The organism is Streptomyces sp. NPDC093018 (assembly GCF_040684035.1).
Taxonomy (GTDB): Bacteria; Actinomycetota; Actinomycetes; order Streptomycetales; family Streptomycetaceae; genus Streptomyces; species Streptomyces murinus.
The window spans coordinates 433,088-449,368 of the sequence record NZ_JBFBFF010000002.1 but is presented as its reverse complement, the minus strand read 5'-3'; the positions used below and the strand labels follow the sequence as shown (position 1 = coordinate 449,368).

Genomic DNA, 16,281 nt, shown 5'->3' with positions numbered 1-16,281 from the left:
TGAAGGCTAACGGGTACCGGTGACAGAGCCGTACTCCGTGAACACGATCCGCTGTACGGCGTCCGCCGCGGCCCGGTCGAGGAGCACCGCGGAACCGCAGCCCGCGGGCACCTCGCCCCGCCCCACCGCCCGCAGCAGCCGGGCCGTCGTACGCCGGTGGCGGCCGAAGGCGCGGCGGGAGACGGTGCGGCCCCGCTCGTGCTGGCCCGCGCGGGCCGTGTCCTCGGGCACGTCCAGCAGGAGCAGATGCAGGGTGGCGCCGGAGCGGCGGGCCGCGCGGGCCAGCCAGGCGCGCACCCAGGGCTGGGTGCCGCAGTCGTGCACCACCAGCGCCGCTCCCGTGCGCAGGGCGCGGCGCAGCGACCGGTAGTGCGCGGCGCGCACCAGGGGGCGGTAGAGGGCGTACGGCAGGAGGCGGGGCAGGCGGGCGGCGAAGCGGGCCCGGGTGTCCTGGGAGTCGATGCGGTGGGCGGTGACCGCGCGGCGCATCAGTGTGGACTTGCCGCTGCCGGGCAGGCCGGTGAGCACCACGATGTCGCGGGGGCCGAAGCGGAGGGTGTCCGGACCCGGGGCGGCCCGGTCGCGCAGGTCGAGCACGGGAGGCGCGGGGGGTGTGGGAGGCGTGGGGCGGGCGGCCACCCGCTCGCGGGCCGCGGGGCTTCTCGGCCCCGGGATGCGGGCCGCCTGCGCCATGGTCCTGTTCACCGTGATCGTCCTCCCCTTGTGGTTCGCAATCTCCATGCCCAGTGGAAGTAAAGAGAAGGTAATGCCCGGTGTGCCACGGGCAGGTGCGCGTACCGCCACAGCCCGGTTACGGATGCGGCCCCTGACGGGCGGGGGCCCGACGTGCAATGATGTGGCCGCCAACTGCATACCGGCCGTTTGAATCCGCGCGGGAGAGTCCCCAGCAGGCTTCGCTGGGGCGCCGAAGGAGCAAGTCCCTCCCTTGAATCTCTCAGGCCCCGTTACCGCGCGGGCGAGGCACATCTGAAAAGCGGGCCGCCATGACGGCTGCCCCACCCAAGGTGCAAACCGTGGTCGCCTCCGTGGCGGTCCCGGCGAACCTCTCAGGTTCCGATGACAGATGGGGAGGAACGTTCCTCGCCCCATCCCTGTTGCCCTGGGAGACGACCGACCGATGAGCAGTACCGAACTCCGACACACCGCGCTGGACGCCGTGCACCGCTCGCTCGGTGCCACGATGACCGACTTCGCGGGCTGGGACATGCCCCTGCGTTACGGCTCCGAGCGCGACGAGCACGTGGCCGTGCGGACCAAGGCGGGCCTGTTCGACCTCTCCCACATGGGCGAGATCACCGTCACCGGCCCCGAGGCCGCCGACTTCCTGAACATGGCCCTGGTCGGCAACATCGCCTCCGTCGGCGTCGGGCGCGCCCGCTACACGATGATCGTGCGGGCCGACGGCGGCATCCTGGACGACCTGATCGTCTACCGGCTCGCCGAGACCGAGTACATGGTCGTCGCCAACGCCTCCAACGCCCAGGTGGTCCTGGACGCGCTGGCGGAGCGCTCCGGCGGCCTCGACGTCGAGGTGCGCGACGACCGGGACGCCTACGCCCTGCTCGCGATCCAGGGCCCGGCCTCCTCCGGCATCCTGAAGTCCCTCACCGACGCCGACCTGGACGGTCTGAAGTACTACGCGGGCCTGCCCGGCACCGTCGCCGGCGTCCCCGCGCTGATCGCCCGCACCGGCTACACCGGCGAGGACGGCTTCGAGCTGTTCGTGAAGCCCGAGCACGCCGTCGAGCTGTGGCAGGCGCTGACCGAGGCCGGCGAGGGCGCAGGCCTGGTCCCCTGCGGCCTGTCCTGCCGCGACACGCTGCGCCTGGAGGCGGGCATGCCGCTGTACGGGCACGAGCTGAACACCTCGCTGACCCCCTTCGACGCCGGGCTCGGCCGCGTGGTCAAGTTCGAGAAGGAGGGCGACTTCGTGGGGCGCGGCGCGCTCGTCGAGGCCGCCGAGCGCGCCGCGCAGAACCCCCCGCGGGTCCTGGTCGGCCTGATCGCCGAGGGTCGTAGGGTCCCGCGCGCCGGGTACCCGGTCGTCGCCGGCGGCAAGGTGATCGGCGAGGTCACCTCCGGCGCCCCCTCCCCCACCCTGGGCAAGCCGATCGCCATGGCCTACGTCGACGCGGCGCACGCCGCGCCCGGCACCGAGGGCGTCGGCGTGGACATCCGCGGCACGCACGAGCCCTACGAGGTCGTCGCGCTGCCGTTCTACAAGCGCCAGAAGTAGACAGCGAGCCCGGTCGCGCCCCCGCCCCTGACGGGCGGGCACGTGACCCTGCGCACATTCGCCCGCCCACCGGCGGTCACCAGCGTCCTACCGTCATCAGCACTCCCGCGCGTACAGGAGAATTCAGGCCATGAGCAACCCCCAGCAGCTGCGCTACAGCAAGGAGCACGAGTGGCTGTCGGCCGCCGACAACGGCGTCTCGACGGTCGGCATCACCGAGTTCGCGGCCAACGCGCTCGGCGATGTGGTCTACGCCCAGCTCCCCGAGGTCGGCTCCACCGTCGAGGCGGGCGAGACCTGTGGTGAGCTGGAGTCCACCAAGTCGGTCTCCGACCTGTACTCCCCGGTCACCGGCGAGGTCACCGCGATCAACGAGAACGTCGTCGACGACCCGTCGCTGGTGAACTCCGAGCCCTTCGAGGGCGGCTGGCTGTTCAAGGTGCGCGTCGCGGGCGAGCCGGCCGACCTGCTCTCCGCCGCCGAGTACGACGCCCACATCGCCGGCTGAGGAGGTCGTAACCGCATGACTGTCCTGAACACGCCCCTGCACGAGCTGGACCCGGAGATCGCCGCCGCGGTCGACGCCGAGCTGCTCCGCCAGCAGTCCACGCTGGAGATGATCGCGTCCGAGAACTTCGCGCCGCTCGCGGTGATGGAGGCCCAGGGCTCGGTCCTCACCAACAAGTACGCCGAGGGCTACCCGGGCCGCCGCTACTACGGCGGCTGCGAGCACGTCGACGTGGCCGAGCAGATCGCCATCGACCGGATCAAGGAGCTGTTCGGCGCCGAGTACGCCAACGTCCAGCCCCACTCCGGCGCCTCCGCCAACCAGGCGGCCCTGTTCGCGCTGGCCCAGCCCGGGGACACCATCCTCGGCCTGGACCTGGCGCATGGCGGCCACCTGACCCACGGCATGCGGCTGAACTTCTCCGGGAAGCAGTTCAACGTGGTCGCCTACCACGTGGACGAGGAGACCGGCCTGGTCGACATGGCCGAGGTCGAGCGGCTCGCCAAGGAGCACCGCCCCAAGGTCATCATCGCGGGCTGGTCGGCGTACCCCCGCGAGCTGGACTTCGCCGCGTTCCGCCGGATCGCCGACGCGGTCGAGGCGTACCTGTGGGTCGACATGGCGCACTTCGCCGGCCTGGTCGCCGCCGGACTGCACCCGAACCCGGTCGAGCACGCGGACGTGGTCACCTCCACGACGCACAAGACCCTGGGCGGCCCGCGCGGCGGCATCATCCTCGCGAAGAAGGAGTTCGCGAGGAAGCTGAACTCGTCCGTCTTCCCGGGCTTCCAGGGCGGTCCCCTGGAGCATGTGATCGCGGCGAAGGCGGTGTCCTTCAAGGTCGCGGCCTCCGAGGGCTTCAAGGAGCGCCAGCGCCGTACGGTGGAGGGTGCCCGCATCCTCGCCGAGCGTCTGACGGCCGAGGACGCCCGCGCCGCCGGGGTCAATGTGCTCTCCGGCGGTACGGACGTGCATCTGATCCTGGTCGACCTGCGCGCCTCCGAGCTGGACGGCCAGCAGGCCGAGGACCGGCTGCACGAGGTCGGCATCACGGTCAACCGCAACGCGGTCCCGAACGACCCGCGTCCCCCGATGGTCACCTCGGGCCTGCGGATCGGCACGCCCGCGCTCGCGACCCGCGGCTTCACGGCCGAGGACTTCGCCGAGGTCGCGGACGTGATCGCCGAGGCGCTGAAGCCGTCCTACGACGCCGAGTCGCTGAAGGCACGGGTCAAGGCCCTGGCCGACAAGCACCCGCTGTACCCGGGTCTGTCCAAGTAATTCCCCGGTGGGGCACTCACCGACGAGTGCCCCACCACTGCCCCAAGGAGTGACCGTGGCCATCTCGGTCTTCGACCTGTTCTCGATCGGCATCGGCCCGTCCAGCTCCCACACGGTCGGCCCGATGCGCGCGGCGCGCATGTTCGCGCACCGGCTGCGCAACGAGGAACTGCTGGCCTCGGTCGCCTCCCTGCGCTGCGAGCTGTACGGCTCGCTGGGCGCGACCGGACACGGCCACGGCACCCCCAAGGCGGTGCTGCTCGGCCTGGAGGGCGCCTCCCCGCGCACGGTCGACGTGGAATCCGCCGACGAGCGGGTGGAGTCGATCAAGAACTCGGGCCGTCTGTCGCTCCTCGGCGAGCACGAGATCGCCTTCTCCTTCGACGACGACCTGGTGCTGCACCGCCGCAAGGCCCTGCCCTACCACGCCAACGGCATGACGATATGGGCGTACGACGCCTCGGGCGCGGAGCTGCTCAGCAAGACGTACTACTCGGTCGGCGGCGGCTTCGTCGTGGACGAGGACGCGGTCGGCGCGGACCGGATCGTGCTGGACGACACGGTCCTGAAGTACCCCTTCCGCACGGGCGACGAACTGCTGCGCCTGACCAAGGAGACCGGCCTGTCGATCTCCTCCCTGATGCTGGAGAACGAGCGGGCCTGGCGCACCGAGGACGAGATCCGCGAGGGCCTGCTGGAGATCTGGCGGGTGATGCGGGCGTGCGTGCAGCGCGGCCTCACCCGTGAGGGCATCCTGCCGGGCGGCCTCAAGGTCCGCCGCCGCGCCGCCGTCTCGGCCCGCCAGCTGCGCGCCGAGGGCGAGCCGCTGGCGCGTGCCATGGAGTGGATCACGCTCTACGCGATGGCGGTGAACGAGGAGAACGCGGCCGGCGGCCGGGTGGTGACCGCCCCGACGAACGGCGCGGCCGGCATCATCCCCGCGGTGCTGCACTACTACATCAACTTCGTGCCGGGCGCGGACGAGGACGGCGTGGTCCGCTTCCTGCTGTCCGCGGGCGCGATCGGCATGCTCTTCAAGGAGAACGCCTCCATCTCCGGCGCCGAGGTCGGCTGCCAGGGCGAGGTCGGCTCCGCCTGCTCCATGGCGGCGGGCGCGCTCGCCGAGGTACTGGGCGGCACCCCCGAACAGGTGGAGAACGCGGCCGAGATCGGCATGGAGCACAACCTGGGCCTGACCTGCGACCCGGTCGGCGGTCTCGTCCAGATCCCGTGCATCGAGCGCAACGGCATGGCCGCGGTGAAGGCGGTCACGGCGGCCAAGATGGCGATGCGCGGCGACGGTTCGCACATGGTCTCCCTCGACAAGGTCATCAAGACCATGAAGGAGACCGGCGCGGACATGTCCGTGAAGTACAAGGAGACGGCGCGGGGCGGGCTCGCGGTGAACATCATCGAGTGCTGAGCTTTACGTGATCGCACATTTACTTGATCGGTCCGCGGAACGATCATGGCTGCATGGACCGACCGAGTCAGCTCATCGAGTGCGGGGAATTCGTCCTTCGGCGTTTACGGGGGCAGTGTGATTTCGTTCAACTGTTCGCGCTGATAGAGGAATCCCGGGATCATCTGCGGCCGTGGATGCCATGGGTCGACGGCCACGACGAGCAGAGCACCCGGGAACTGCTGGCGAGTTCCGCGTCCAAATGGGAGAGCGGTGAGCTCTACAACTACGTCGTCGCGGAGAACGGCAAGCTCATCGGCATGTGCCAGGCCTATCGGGCCGAGCCCGAAGGGTGCCGGCTGGGGTACTGGCTGCATCCCTCGGCCGTGGGGCGGGGCATCGCGACGAGGGCGACGGCGGCGCTGGGCCGGGAGATGTTCGCGCTGGCGGACGTGGGGTATCTGGAGATCGCGCACGACGTGGCGAACGCCCCCAGTCGCGCCGTTCCGCGCCGGCTCGGCTTCACCGAGCTCCGGCGTGAGCAGGCGCCACCGCCGGCGGCTCCGTCCGGCTGCGGAATCGATGTGATCTGGCGTCTGGCGGCCCCAGGCAAGTGCCCGGAAGGGAATCTCGCCGCCCAGCTCAGCCCCGCTCAGCGTCTCACTGCCCATGTTCGGTCTGCCCTCGGCGACGGCCCGTTCCACTCGCCAGGTGGGTGGACGCATATGGGAGCCGTCATTTGCGACGCCAGCTTCCACGCGCGCTGCAAGTATGAGCTGACCCTGCTGCCGAGGCTTGTCCGTCTCCAATCGGCATGGCCTGACGCTGCCACTGTGCGTGGCTTCCGAGAACGGCTCGCGACGGAAGATCTTGCCGTCGCGATGAACTTCAAGAGTCCCAGGAAGGTCGCGACAGCCCACGCGCTTACAGAGCTGCTGGCTTCCAGCGAGGTCGATACCCGGGCCGACCTGCATGCCTGGCTCGGCCACCAGGACAATCGAGCTGCTCTGCGCGAGGTGAAGGGAGTCGGGCCGAAGAGCGTCGACTACATCGGCAACCTTGTCGGCCGATCGCAGGTCGCCGTGGACGTGCACCTTCGGGCTTTCGCTGCGGACGCCGGTGTCACGGAACTTCGGTACACCGAACTCCGAGCGGCGTACGAGGAAGCAGCAGCCGCTCTCGGGCATGAACCAGGGGGACTGGAGCACGCGGTATGGCGGTTCAAGTCGCAGGGTGTGCAAGCCGCGAGGAGACGGCGCGGGGCGGGCTCGCGGGAGCCTGTGACCGGGTGATCCCATAGCGGGCGGCTACGAGAACCCTCAGCAGCGGTGCCGGATGCCGGTCGATGTTCAATGACCTCCGGGGCCAGCGGCAGGCGGCAAGGTGCACCACCCCGTCCCTCCGATCCAACGGCCCCCACCGGCGCGCCGTCACGCCGCACGACTCGTACCCGTGGCCACTTCACGCGTACAACCGGCCGGTGTACTCACGCCCGGTTGGCCACGAGTTAACGTGTACGAGCCCACACATCCGTCCGCCCACCACGGAACCGCTCAACAGATTGCTATTCGGCGTGAAATGCGATGATGGCCGCCGCGAGCCGCTGATCGGCTGGAGGACTCGGTTTGTTAGAGGCGGACGCCTTGTTCGGTAGTGGGCGGCTCCGTGTGCCCGTGGGTCATGACGCCCACCGCTGGAGCACCTTTCAGGGCGAACGCACTCTCATTGTCGCCGCGCGCACGGTCACCTCCACCGTACGCGTCCTCGAAACGCTGCCGTCACTCCTGCGCGACGACCCACGGGTGACCGTCGTCTTCGCCTACGACGACACCTCCGCCTTCAACTCGGGTGTGCTCCCCCTCCTCCACACCGCCGGATGCCGCGTGATGCCCTGGGAACAGCTGGGACAGATCGCCCCCGACCTCATCCTCTCCGCCAGCGAGAACATCGACGTGCCCGAGGGCGACTGCCCTGTGCTGGTGCTGCCGCACGGCATCGGATTCCAGAAGTTCGTTCCGGACTCCCGGAGTTCGCACGAGAGGCTGTCCGGCGTCGTACCGGATTCCCTGCTGGAGAGCGGACGGGCCTGGCTGGCCGTCTCGCACCCGGCGCAGGAGAAGCAGTTGCTCGCCGCGCACCCGAAGACCGCCGGGCGCACACTGCTGACCGGTGACCCCTGCTTCGACGAACTGGTCGCCAGCCGGCCGCACAGAGCGGCGTACCGAGAAGCCCTGGGCATCCAGGACCACCAGCGCCTGGTCGTGGTCAGTTCCACCTGGGGAAGCACCTCGCTCCTGGGCCGTCACCCGAGCCTGCTCCCACGGCTGCTCGCGCAACTGCCCTGTGACGAGTACCGGGTGGGGGCGATCGTTCATCCCAACGTGTGGTCGGCGCATGGAGCGTGGCACATCCGCGGTCTGCTGACCTCCGCCCTGGACGCGGGCCTGCTGCTCATGCCTCCCGTCCATGCCTGGCGGCCCGCGCTCGTGGCGGCGGACGTCCTGGTGGGCGACCACGGTTCGGTGACGCTGTACGGTGCGTCGGCCGGTACGGCCGTACGGCTGGCCGCCTTCGGCGACGACGCGGTACCCGGGACGGCCGCCCACGACCTGGCCGCCGCGGTGCCCCGGCTCGATCCTCAAGGGGATCTGCTCCAGCAGGTGAGGGATGCCTCGGCCGAGCCCGCGCCGCACCGTCACGCCGCAGTGGCCGCACGGGCTTTCGCCGAGCCCGGACACGCTCTCGCCCGGCTGCGCACCGCGCTCTACCGCCTCCTGAAACTTCCCGAGCCGTTCTCCCCGCCGCCCTCCTCCCCCGTGTTGCCGGTTCCGGAGCCGGCCGCCTCGCCCGTCACCTCCTGGCAGGTGGACACCAGCGTCGCCGAGGAGGGCGCGGAGCCGACCGTCACCGTGCGCCGCTTCCCGGCGGCTGTCGCCGGACACGAGGCCGACCGCCCGGACTCCGCCACCTCCTTCACCCATCTGGCGTGCGTGGACGATGAGCGTGACCGTCGAGTGGCGGAAAGCGCCTCCGTGATCGTCCGGCGCCATCCGGCGACCACCGCGGTCGCGGCGCTGAGGTGGATCGAGGGCATGCTCGACGAGCTGCCGGGAAGCCTTCTCGCGGCAGCAGGCGTACTCGGGGCTCACTGTCTGGTGGGGCTCCGGGACGGGCGGACCGTGGAGGTGACCACCACCGGCCCGGCGCTGGACCCGGGTTTGCCCGCCGCGGTCGTCTACGCCTGCCTGCGCGCCGGAATCCCGCTGGACGACACCCCGGTGACGCTGTGGATCGGCGACCTGCGGGACGAGGACGTGACCCTGCGTCTTCGCCCCGCTCAGCCGAGCCGGCATCAGCCGTCGAGATCCGCCAACCGCTGACGCACGATCTCCGCCCGAGGACTGTCGACCGAAGCGTAGATCGCCTGGGCGCGATCGAGGTACTCGCGCACCAAGTCCTCCTGGCCGCCCGCCTGTTCCACGACATCGGCGAGTTGTTCCAGGGCCCCCGCCTCGTAGTGCCGTGCCCCCTCGTCCTTCAGCGCCCGGATCGCTCCGCGCAGCTCACGCACCGCTTCCTCGGTCTCACCGAGGTGAGCGTGTACGACTCCGATGGCAGCGCTCACCCGGGCCGCCATACGACGGTCGGGCTCCGCCATCTCCGTAAAGTCCCGGACGGCCCGGCGCAGCGTGACCATGGCCTCCGTGTGCTCGCCCTGGGCGTCCTGAGCGCACCCGAGGAAGAAGGCGGCGATCGCCGCGCCTCGGGCTTCCCCGGCGCGTTCGTTGAGTTCGAGCGAGAGCCGGAACGTCTCGACGGCGCGGGAAGGCTCGAAGCGCTCGCGGTACCGTCCGAGGAACTCCAGCGCGGAGGCGTGGACGACGAGGTATCCGGCCACCTCGGCCAGAGCGGCGGCCCGTTCCAGTTCCTCGCCCGCGCGCTCGTTCTCGCCGAGGTCGAGCAACGGGCGCGACAGCAGGCTGCGCAACCGCGCCTCGGCCGCCGTGGCCCGCGCGACCTCCTCCGCGGTGCTCGCCGACGCCGCCGCCGCCGCGGCTGCCGCCACACCCAGCTCCAGCGATTCCCTCCAGGCTCCGAGGTAGCGGCGGTGCAGGAACAACGACGTGAACGCCTCGGCCAGTTGCCAGACCACCGTGTGCAGCCCGAGCCTGCCGGCCGCGCGCAGTACGGCCAGGACGGCGGGGCGCTCGGCGTCCATCCAGTCCAGCGGGGCGGGCCCGCCCGCGGTGGTGAACGGATTGTCCGCGTCCCGCAGCAGTGCGGACAGATCGGCCACCCGCAGGCGGTCTTCCCGCAGCGCACGATCCGCGAGCGCCGTCAGGACGAGATAGTGCGTGCCCACCCGCTTCATGAGCGCCGCGTACTCGGTCTCCGGCTCCTCCTCCACCGCCCGCTCCCGTGCATGCAGACGGACCAGATCATGCATGCGGTAACGGCCGTCGCGCATGGTCTCGACCAGGCTCGCCCTCACCAGGACGCCCAGCAACCGCTTGGCTCTCCCCGTGTCCATGTCCGCGGCGACCGCTGCGACCCCCGCGTCGAAGACGCCGGTCGGCAACCAGCCCAGCAGCCGGTAGACGCGGGCGGCATCCTGCGGCAGCAGCCGGTACGAGGGCCCCAGAACGGCAGACACCGGCGACTCCTCTCCGAACAGGGACAGGCCGGCCAACCGCCCCGCCTCGTCCTCCAGTTCCGCGGACAGTTCCTCCATGGTGAGGCCGTCGCCGATGACCAGCCGTGCCGCCACGACCTGAAGGGCCACCGGCAGACCACCGCACAGCTCCACGAGCCGCGAAGCGGCCTCTCGTTCGGCTTCGACCGCGGACTCGCCCAACCGGTCCGCGAGCAGCGCCAGCCCACCGTGCGCGTCCAGCGGTCTGACGGAGATCAACCGGGCACCGTCGCTCACGGCCAGCTCCCCGAGCCGGCCCTGACTCGTGACCAGAACCGCGCTGCCCGGCCCCTTGGGAATCAGCGCACGCACCTGGGAGGGCTGGTTCACGTCGTCCAGGACGAGCAGGATGCGCAGGTCGGCCGAGCGCGACCGGAAGAGATTGGTGCGCGCCGCCAGCGAGTTGGGAATGTTGCTGTCCGCGCCTCCCGGCAATGACCTCAGGCACATGGCGAGGGCCTCGGAGACATCCGCGCCGACGGTGCCCGCCGGCGCGGACGGATCGCGCAGGGCGGCGAAATCCACGTAGAGCTGTCCGTCGGGGAAGCGATCCCGGGCCTGTTCCGCCCACCGCCAGGCGGTGGCTGTCTTACCGACTCCCGGCAGCCCTTCGAGAACCCCGATGTCGACAGAGCCGCGCCCGCTCCGCGCCACTCCAAGTGTGGCGTCGAGCGCGCCGAGCTCGGCCCTGCGATTGCTGAACCGAGTGGTCACGACCGGAACCTGGTCCGGTCTGTCCGCGCCGTCCGGCGCGGGCGGCTGCGCGGACTGCACGTTGAAGACGATGCCCCCGTGGATGTGCGAGCCCTGGAATGCAGGGCCGTAGTTCACCCCTCCGCTGACCAGGCTGACGAAGGTACGCGAGGCGTCCGGCGCCAGCTCGGTCAGCAGCCGCGCCAACTCGGCCGCCGCGTCGGGGTCCTCCCGGAAAATCCCCTCCAGCCGCTGAGCCCAACGAGCCTGGACGGCGGCCTGGGCACGCTCGTCGCCCGCGGACCGCGCGCTGCCCAGTTCGTCATGTGCCGCCTGCAGTTCGCTCTCGGCCGTCCCGTCTCCCGACCGTCGGCCCAAGAACCGGGCCAGTCGTCCCTTGACCTGCCCGAAGGCTTCCGTCACGAGCAATCCGACGAACGCTTGGGCACCGGACGCGGCAAGAGCCGCCAACTCGGTTTCCACGCAACCCCCTTCGTGTTTCCAGCTTCGCAGAACCGTCCGGCACCAACCTAAGGAAATCCCCCGCGCCCGCGCATCTGGGCTCGCTGCCGGCGCGTTCGGGTCTTCCGCCTCGCCCGCACAGATCGCTCCCCCGGCGTCCCATCGGACGATGCTCACGAGACGACCTGCCGATCCCCAAGCTGACGGACACGGCCCAGAACGGGCGGCTGCGAATGAGCATACGAGAAGCTGCCGCCGGGCGGGCATGAGCGACCCGCAAAGCGAGCGGTCGCCGAAGCCGTCATCAATCCCGTGATCTCAACGGCGACAAGGTGCTCTTCAAATGACAAAAAGAGAAACGCATCTGCCACTTCCAGCACCTGGGAACCGCCCAGAACGCACAAGTACCAGCGCACGTTTCCGGGGGGCCGTGCGGGGGGCACAAACCCTGCATGCTCCACGGCATCGACGTAAGTTCCTTCCAGTCCACGTCATATGACACGGACGGGCTCTCCTTCGTCTTCATGAAGGCGACCGAGGGCCGTTCGTATGTGAACCCCCGCCTCACCGCGCAGACCAAGACCGGCCGCGATGCCGGACTGGTCGTGGGTTTCTATCACTTCCTGTGGCCGGGCAACCTCACCGCACAGGCCGACTACTTCCTCCAGCACGCCCCGGAACGCGCCGGCGACATCCTGGCCGTCGACTGGGAAACCACGAGTGACGGCACGCACGCCAGCAACGCGGACAAGGACGCCTTCATCCGCAAACTGAAACAACTGCGGCCCCACAACCGGGTGATGCTCTATTGCAACCGCGAGTTCTGGCTGAACATCGACCGGACGTCGTACGCGGGCGACGGCCTGTGGATCGCCGATTACGTCACGGCCGGAAAACCCCGCATCAAGGCCAAGTGGCGCATCCACCAATACGCGAGCCAGCCCCTGGACAAGGACCTGGCCGACTTCGCCTCCACGGCGGCGCTCAAGGAGTGGGCGGGCGGCTGAGGCGCACAGGGGTGCCCGCTTCCGGAGGACGGGGCACCCCTGCCGACCCGCGTCACTTGTTCAGGTAGGTCCAGAACTCGTCGAAGGACAGGACCTGGTCGCCGTTGAGGTCACGGGATTTGATGATGGCTTCGGCGACCGTGTCGGTGGCGTTCCAGTCGCCTCCCTGGGCCAGGGCGGACTTGAATTCGGCGGCGGTGATGAAACCGTCGCCGTCCGCGTCGATCCGCTGGAATTCCTTGCGTGCTTCCTCGATGTCCGCCACCGATCCGCCCCTTTTGCTCGTGTTTCTTGTGCCCATGCAGGCGTACTGACGCTGGTCAGATTAGCTGTCCGTGCGGGCGCGCAGTGCCGCGACCACCCAGGCGAAGTCCTCGGCGTGCGGAGGGGCGGGGGCACGATTGACCAGGGCGATGAGTTCGCGGTACCGGGCGACCCGCTCGTCGAAGCCGGCCGTCATGCGCTCCAGGACGTCCGCGCGCGGGGCGTCACCGAAGAGTTCGCGCAGGACGGGCTCCGCCTCCGGTGACTCCGGGGTGATGCCGCGCCCGCGGGCCGGGGCCACCAGCTCCACCAGCCGCTCGGCGAACCAGAGCGAACGGCCGCGGGCCTCCCCCGGCGCCCCGTCCGCCGAGTTGAGCTCCATCGCCCGGCGCATCTGCGCGCGGAACTCCGGGTCCTGGAGCATCTCCGCCAGCTCCACCCACGCGTCCACCTCTTCCGGCGTCGGGTCCGCCGCCAGGTCCACCGTGGTGGCGCGCAGCCGCTCCCGCACCTCGGGGTCCACGGCGTCGAGCCCCTGGAGGGACTCCGCCACGAACTCCGCCATGATCCGCTGCCGTTCGGCCGCCGACAGCCGGGCCAGTCTGTTCATCAGGGTCGTCTCCCTCGCGGTCGAGTCACGTCGTGCGACCGACGACAGCACCGCACGGGTCACCTTCAGCGAGCTGATCTGCGCGTCCAGCGCGGCCACATGCGTCGCCGCGACCTGTGCCACGGTCCGCTCTCCCGCCAGCACTCGTCGCACGTCGTCCAGGCCGAGCCCCAGTTCGCGCAGGGTCCGGATCAGTTCCAGGCGGGCGACGCCCCGGGCGTCGTACAGCCGGTAGCCGCCCGGTGAGCGGGTCACCGGGGTGAGCACGCCCTCGTCCGACCAGAAGCGGATGGTGCGCACGGTCAGTCCGGTGGCCCGTGCCAGCTCGCCGATGGTGAGAAGTCCGCTGCCGTCGTCGTTCATGTCTGGGAGTCTGGGCCTTCCAGCGGGTGGAGACTCAAGGGGTGGCGTCGTGCAGTCCGTGCGGGAGATTCTCGACGATGTGGCGCGGGGTGTGTTCCCGCCGGCGGACGGCCGTACGACGGTCCTGCCGCAGCCCGGTCCCCGGCACGCGGGCGTGCTGGCGTTCACGGCGCACTCCGTCGTCGTCACGGACGAGGACCCCGCCTGGGTGTACGAGGCGCTGCGCGGCCTGGGCTGCGATCCGCTGGCGGCCGCTCTGCACCCGCGTTTCCTGGCCGCGCTGCTGGAGCGCACCGGGCGGCGGGCGGAGACGGTGGACGCGGTGCTGGTGGCCGGACCGCTCCCCGGCGCCCCCGCGCTCGCGCTGACGGAGATCCGGGACGCCGGTCATCCCCGGATCCGGTACGCGCGCGAGCACCGCGACGAGGTGCGGGCCTGGCAGGCGGACGGCGGGGTGCTGGTGACGGGGCGCGGGACGGCCGGACGCCTTGAGGTCTCGGTGGAGGTGGCCGAGGCGGCCCGGGAGCGGGGCCTGGGGCGGCGGCTGGCGGGTGCGGCCCGGCGGCTCGCCGGGGAGCCGCTGTGGGCGCAGGTGGCGCCGGGGAACGCCCGGAGCATGCGGGCGTTCCGGGCGGCCGGCTACGACGTGGTCGGCGCGGAGCTGCTGCTTCGGCTCCCCGGCTCAGCGGAAGACGCCCGTGTGCCCCAGTGAGTAGCGGCCCGGCTGGGGATAGACCGCGAGGCCGTGCGGGCCGCTGCCGACCGGGATGCGGGCCAGTTCCTTGCCGGTGCGGGTGTCGATGGCGTACACCTCGGCGTCGTAGCGGCCGGACAGCCACAGGACCTTGCCGTCGGCGGAGACGCCGCCCATGTCGGGGCTGCCGCCGCCGGGCAGTACCCACTTCTTGGTGAGCTTGTTCCGGGCGAAGTCGAAGATCGAGATGGTGCCCTCGCCCCGGTTGGAGACGTACATCTCGCGGGAGTCGCGGCTGATGTAGAGGCCGTGCGCGCCCTTGCCGGTGGAGAGCAGGGTCGGCTTGGTGAACCGGTCGCCGTCCAGGACCCACACCCCGTTGGCCATCATGTCGGCGATGTAGAACCGATTGCCGTCCGGGGAGACCTTGACGTCCTGCGGCATGGAGCCGTGCACGGGCAGCTTCTCCTGGCCGACCACCGCCATCCGCGCGGTGTCGACCTTGAGGATCTCGCCACTGAACTCGCAGGAGACGATGAAGTAGCGGCCGTCGCGGGAGAAGTCCGCGTGATTGACGCCGTAGCAGCTGACCGGCACCGCCTTGACGGTCTTCATGGTGTGGGCGTCGCGGAAGACCAGTTGGCGGTCCATGGAGGCCATCACGATCGCGTACTTGCCGTCGGGCGTGAAGTACAGGTTGTACGGGTCGTGCACGGCGACCGCCTTGCCCGCCTTGCCGGTGCGCGGGTCGAGGGGGGTGAGGCTGTTGCCGAGGTCGTTGTTGACCCACAGGGTCTTCAGGTCCCAGGAGGGCACCACGTGCTGGGGCTGGCGGCCGACCGGGATGGTGTCGATGACCTTGTAGGTGGCGGGGTCGATGACGGTGACCGTGTCGGAGTTGGTGTTGGGGACGTACACCCGGGAGGGGAAGTCCTTGACCACCGGGGAGAGCAGCCCCGGCCGGTCCGCCGCGTAGATGTCCGCCGGGTCCTGGACCGGGGGCATGCCGGGCAGCACGTTCACCCGCGCCTGGTCCACCTGCGGCTGGGCCGGCGGTTTGCTGCCGATGGCCTCGTTCGCGCGGTGCGCGCCCTGGCCGCTGCACGCGGACACCAGGGCCAGGGCGGCGAGGGCGGCACCGGTGGCCAGCCGGCGGGCGGCTTTCGTGGTTCGCATCAGCTCAGCAGCTCCGTGGTGGTGACGGCGCGCAGTTTGCGGCGGTCGAGTTCCGTGAGGACGTCGGGGAGGGCGGCGACCGTGTCCTCATAACCGAAATGCAAACTCACCACCGAGCCCTCGCGCACCTCCGAGAGGACCTTGCGGGTGACGGCGGCGGCGCCGGGGCGGGTGTAGTCGAGCGAGTCGACGTCGTACGACAGCACGTGCGGGTAGCCCGCTCGGCGGGCCAGTGCGGCGACGAGCGCGGAGGCGGTGGGCGCGCGGGACGGGCGGAACCAGGTGCCGATGGAGCCGGTGAGCCGTCTGAGCCGGTCGGCGCAGTCGGTGATCTCCTTGCGGGCGTCGGCCTCGGCGAGGTCGTTGACGGAGATGTGCCGCTGGGTGTGATTGCCGAGGTCGTGGCCGCCGTCGAGGATGCGGCGGGCGATGTCGGGGTGTTCGTCCAGCCAGGTGCCGACGGCGAGCACGGTGAGGCGGGCGCCGTGCCGTTCGGCGGTGTCGAGCAGGGTGTGGGCGATGGCGGGGTCGCCCTGGCCGTGGAAGGTGAGCGCGACCCGGGGGCGGGTGCGCGGGCCGTGGGTGATCTGGGCCGGCTGTCCGGGGTAGGCGCGGGGGGCGGGGGCCGGACGGGTGGGGGACGGGGACTTCGGGGTCTTCGGAGAGTTCATGGCGGACTCGGGGGTGGTCCGTGCGGTGGTGGACTGCGCGGCGGCGGTGGTCTTCGGGCCCGTGCCGCAGCCGGCGGCGAGCGCGCCGCCCGCGACGAGTCCGGCGCCCGCACGCAGCGCGTCACGGCGGTTGGTGGTGGTCACTCGCGCCATTTAAGGGATGAAAGGTAAGAAAAGCGAGTTTTGTCCGACTTGCCGTC

At 70.7% G+C, this 16,281-nt stretch carries 14 protein-coding genes and 1 riboswitch; of the genes, 8 read left to right on the top strand and 6 right to left on the bottom strand.

Annotated elements, in window-relative coordinates:
- Nucleotides 1-6: 6 nt before the first annotated feature.
- Nucleotides 7-711 carry an AAA family ATPase gene (locus AB0N90_RS05885; protein ID WP_365193605.1) on the bottom strand — a complete coding sequence of 235 codons (705 nt, stop codon included), beginning with the start codon at nt 709-711 and terminating at the stop codon, nt 7-9.
- Nucleotides 712-883: 172 nt separating this feature from the next.
- Nucleotides 884-981: riboswitch (glycine riboswitch) on the top strand.
- Nucleotides 982-1,138: 157 nt separating this feature from the next.
- Here AB0N90_RS05885 and gcvT point away from each other — a divergent pair.
- The 6 genes from gcvT to AB0N90_RS05855 all read left to right on the top strand — a co-directional run bounded on the left by gcvT (nt 1,139) and on the right by AB0N90_RS05855 (nt 8,828).
- The gene (gene gcvT, locus AB0N90_RS05880) at nt 1,139-2,257 is read left to right on the top strand and encodes a glycine cleavage system aminomethyltransferase GcvT (RefSeq protein WP_361677386.1); all 1,119 of its coding nucleotides are present in this window, start codon (nt 1,139-1,141) and stop codon (nt 2,255-2,257) included.
- A gap of 130 nt (nt 2,258-2,387) precedes the next feature.
- Complete coding sequence (gene gcvH / locus AB0N90_RS05875; RefSeq protein ID WP_037657181.1) at nt 2,388-2,765, top strand: glycine cleavage system protein GcvH; 378 nt, start codon at nt 2,388-2,390, stop codon at nt 2,763-2,765.
- A gap of 15 nt (nt 2,766-2,780) precedes the next feature.
- The gene (gene glyA, locus AB0N90_RS05870) at nt 2,781-4,046 is read left to right on the top strand and encodes a serine hydroxymethyltransferase (RefSeq protein WP_365193259.1); all 1,266 of its coding nucleotides are present in this window, start codon (nt 2,781-2,783) and stop codon (nt 4,044-4,046) included.
- 55 nt (nt 4,047-4,101) lie between these two features.
- Nucleotides 4,102-5,469: an L-serine ammonia-lyase gene (locus tag AB0N90_RS05865; RefSeq protein ID WP_365193257.1), complete on the top strand. Its 1,368-nt coding sequence runs from the start codon at nt 4,102-4,104 to the stop codon at nt 5,467-5,469.
- Nucleotides 5,470-5,522: 53 nt separating this feature from the next.
- A complete protein-coding gene (locus tag AB0N90_RS05860; protein ID WP_365193255.1) occupies nt 5,523-6,740 on the top strand; it encodes a GNAT family N-acetyltransferase in 1,218 nt (405 codons plus the stop codon).
- 375 nt (nt 6,741-7,115) lie between these two features.
- Complete coding sequence (locus AB0N90_RS05855) at nt 7,116-8,828, top strand: hypothetical protein (RefSeq protein ID WP_365193253.1); 1,713 nt, start codon at nt 7,116-7,118, stop codon at nt 8,826-8,828.
- Here AB0N90_RS05855 and AB0N90_RS05850 read toward each other — a convergent pair.
- Entirely contained in the window at nt 8,801-11,257 is a 2,457-nt protein-coding gene (locus tag AB0N90_RS05850) for an NB-ARC domain-containing protein (RefSeq protein WP_365193251.1), read from the bottom strand. The two genes, AB0N90_RS05855 and AB0N90_RS05850, sit on opposite strands and share 28 nt — an antisense overlap.
- A gap of 491 nt (nt 11,258-11,748) precedes the next feature.
- Between AB0N90_RS05850 and AB0N90_RS05845 the strand changes: the two genes are divergently transcribed.
- Nucleotides 11,749-12,303: a glycoside hydrolase family 25 protein gene (locus AB0N90_RS05845; protein WP_365193249.1), complete on the top strand. Its 555-nt coding sequence runs from the start codon at nt 11,749-11,751 to the stop codon at nt 12,301-12,303.
- A gap of 52 nt (nt 12,304-12,355) precedes the next feature.
- On the opposite strand, the gene AB0N90_RS05840 is transcribed toward AB0N90_RS05845, so the two are convergent.
- The gene (locus AB0N90_RS05840; protein ID WP_361677408.1) at nt 12,356-12,568 is read right to left on the bottom strand and encodes an EF-hand domain-containing protein; all 213 of its coding nucleotides are present in this window, start codon (nt 12,566-12,568) and stop codon (nt 12,356-12,358) included.
- A 60-nt stretch (nt 12,569-12,628) separates the two neighbouring features.
- Nucleotides 12,629-13,540 carry a MerR family transcriptional regulator gene (locus AB0N90_RS05835; RefSeq protein WP_365193247.1) on the bottom strand — a complete coding sequence of 304 codons (912 nt, stop codon included), beginning with the start codon at nt 13,538-13,540 and terminating at the stop codon, nt 12,629-12,631.
- Between the two features lie 49 nt (nt 13,541-13,589).
- On the opposite strand from AB0N90_RS05835, the gene AB0N90_RS05830 reads away from it, so the two are divergent.
- Nucleotides 13,590-14,252, top strand: coding sequence for a GNAT family N-acetyltransferase (locus tag AB0N90_RS05830; protein ID WP_365193245.1), 663 nt, complete (start codon nt 13,590-13,592; stop codon nt 14,250-14,252).
- On the opposite strand, the gene AB0N90_RS05825 is transcribed toward AB0N90_RS05830, so the two are convergent.
- Nucleotides 14,223-15,410, bottom strand: a complete 1,188-nt coding sequence (locus AB0N90_RS05825; RefSeq protein WP_365193243.1) for a YncE family protein — start codon at nt 15,408-15,410, stop codon at nt 14,223-14,225. The two genes, AB0N90_RS05830 and AB0N90_RS05825, sit on opposite strands and share 30 nt — an antisense overlap.
- Nucleotides 15,410-16,234: a polysaccharide deacetylase family protein gene (locus tag AB0N90_RS05820; protein ID WP_365193241.1), complete on the bottom strand. Its 825-nt coding sequence runs from the start codon at nt 16,232-16,234 to the stop codon at nt 15,410-15,412. The genes AB0N90_RS05825 and AB0N90_RS05820 overlap by 1 nt, the downstream gene beginning before the upstream one ends.
- Nucleotides 16,235-16,281: the final 47 nt, after the last annotated feature.

Coding starts and splice junctions, on each gene's coding strand:
- gcvT (WP_361677386.1), top strand. CDS start 1,139: ATGAGCAGTACCGAACTCCGACACACCGCGCTGGACGCCGTGCACCGC.
- gcvH (WP_037657181.1), top strand. CDS start 2,388: ATGAGCAACCCCCAGCAGCTGCGCTACAGCAAGGAGCACGAGTGGCTG.
- glyA (WP_365193259.1), top strand. CDS start 2,781: ATGACTGTCCTGAACACGCCCCTGCACGAGCTGGACCCGGAGATCGCC.
- AB0N90_RS05860 (WP_365193255.1), top strand. CDS start 5,523: ATGGACCGACCGAGTCAGCTCATCGAGTGCGGGGAATTCGTCCTTCGG.
- AB0N90_RS05845 (WP_365193249.1), top strand. CDS start 11,749: ATGCTCCACGGCATCGACGTAAGTTCCTTCCAGTCCACGTCATATGAC.
- AB0N90_RS05835 (WP_365193247.1), bottom strand. CDS start 13,540: ATGAACGACGACGGCAGCGGACTTCTCACCATCGGCGAGCTGGCACGG.
- AB0N90_RS05825 (WP_365193243.1), bottom strand. CDS start 15,410: ATGCGAACCACGAAAGCCGCCCGCCGGCTGGCCACCGGTGCCGCCCTC.
- AB0N90_RS05820 (WP_365193241.1), bottom strand. CDS start 16,234: ATGGCGCGAGTGACCACCACCAACCGCCGTGACGCGCTGCGTGCGGGC.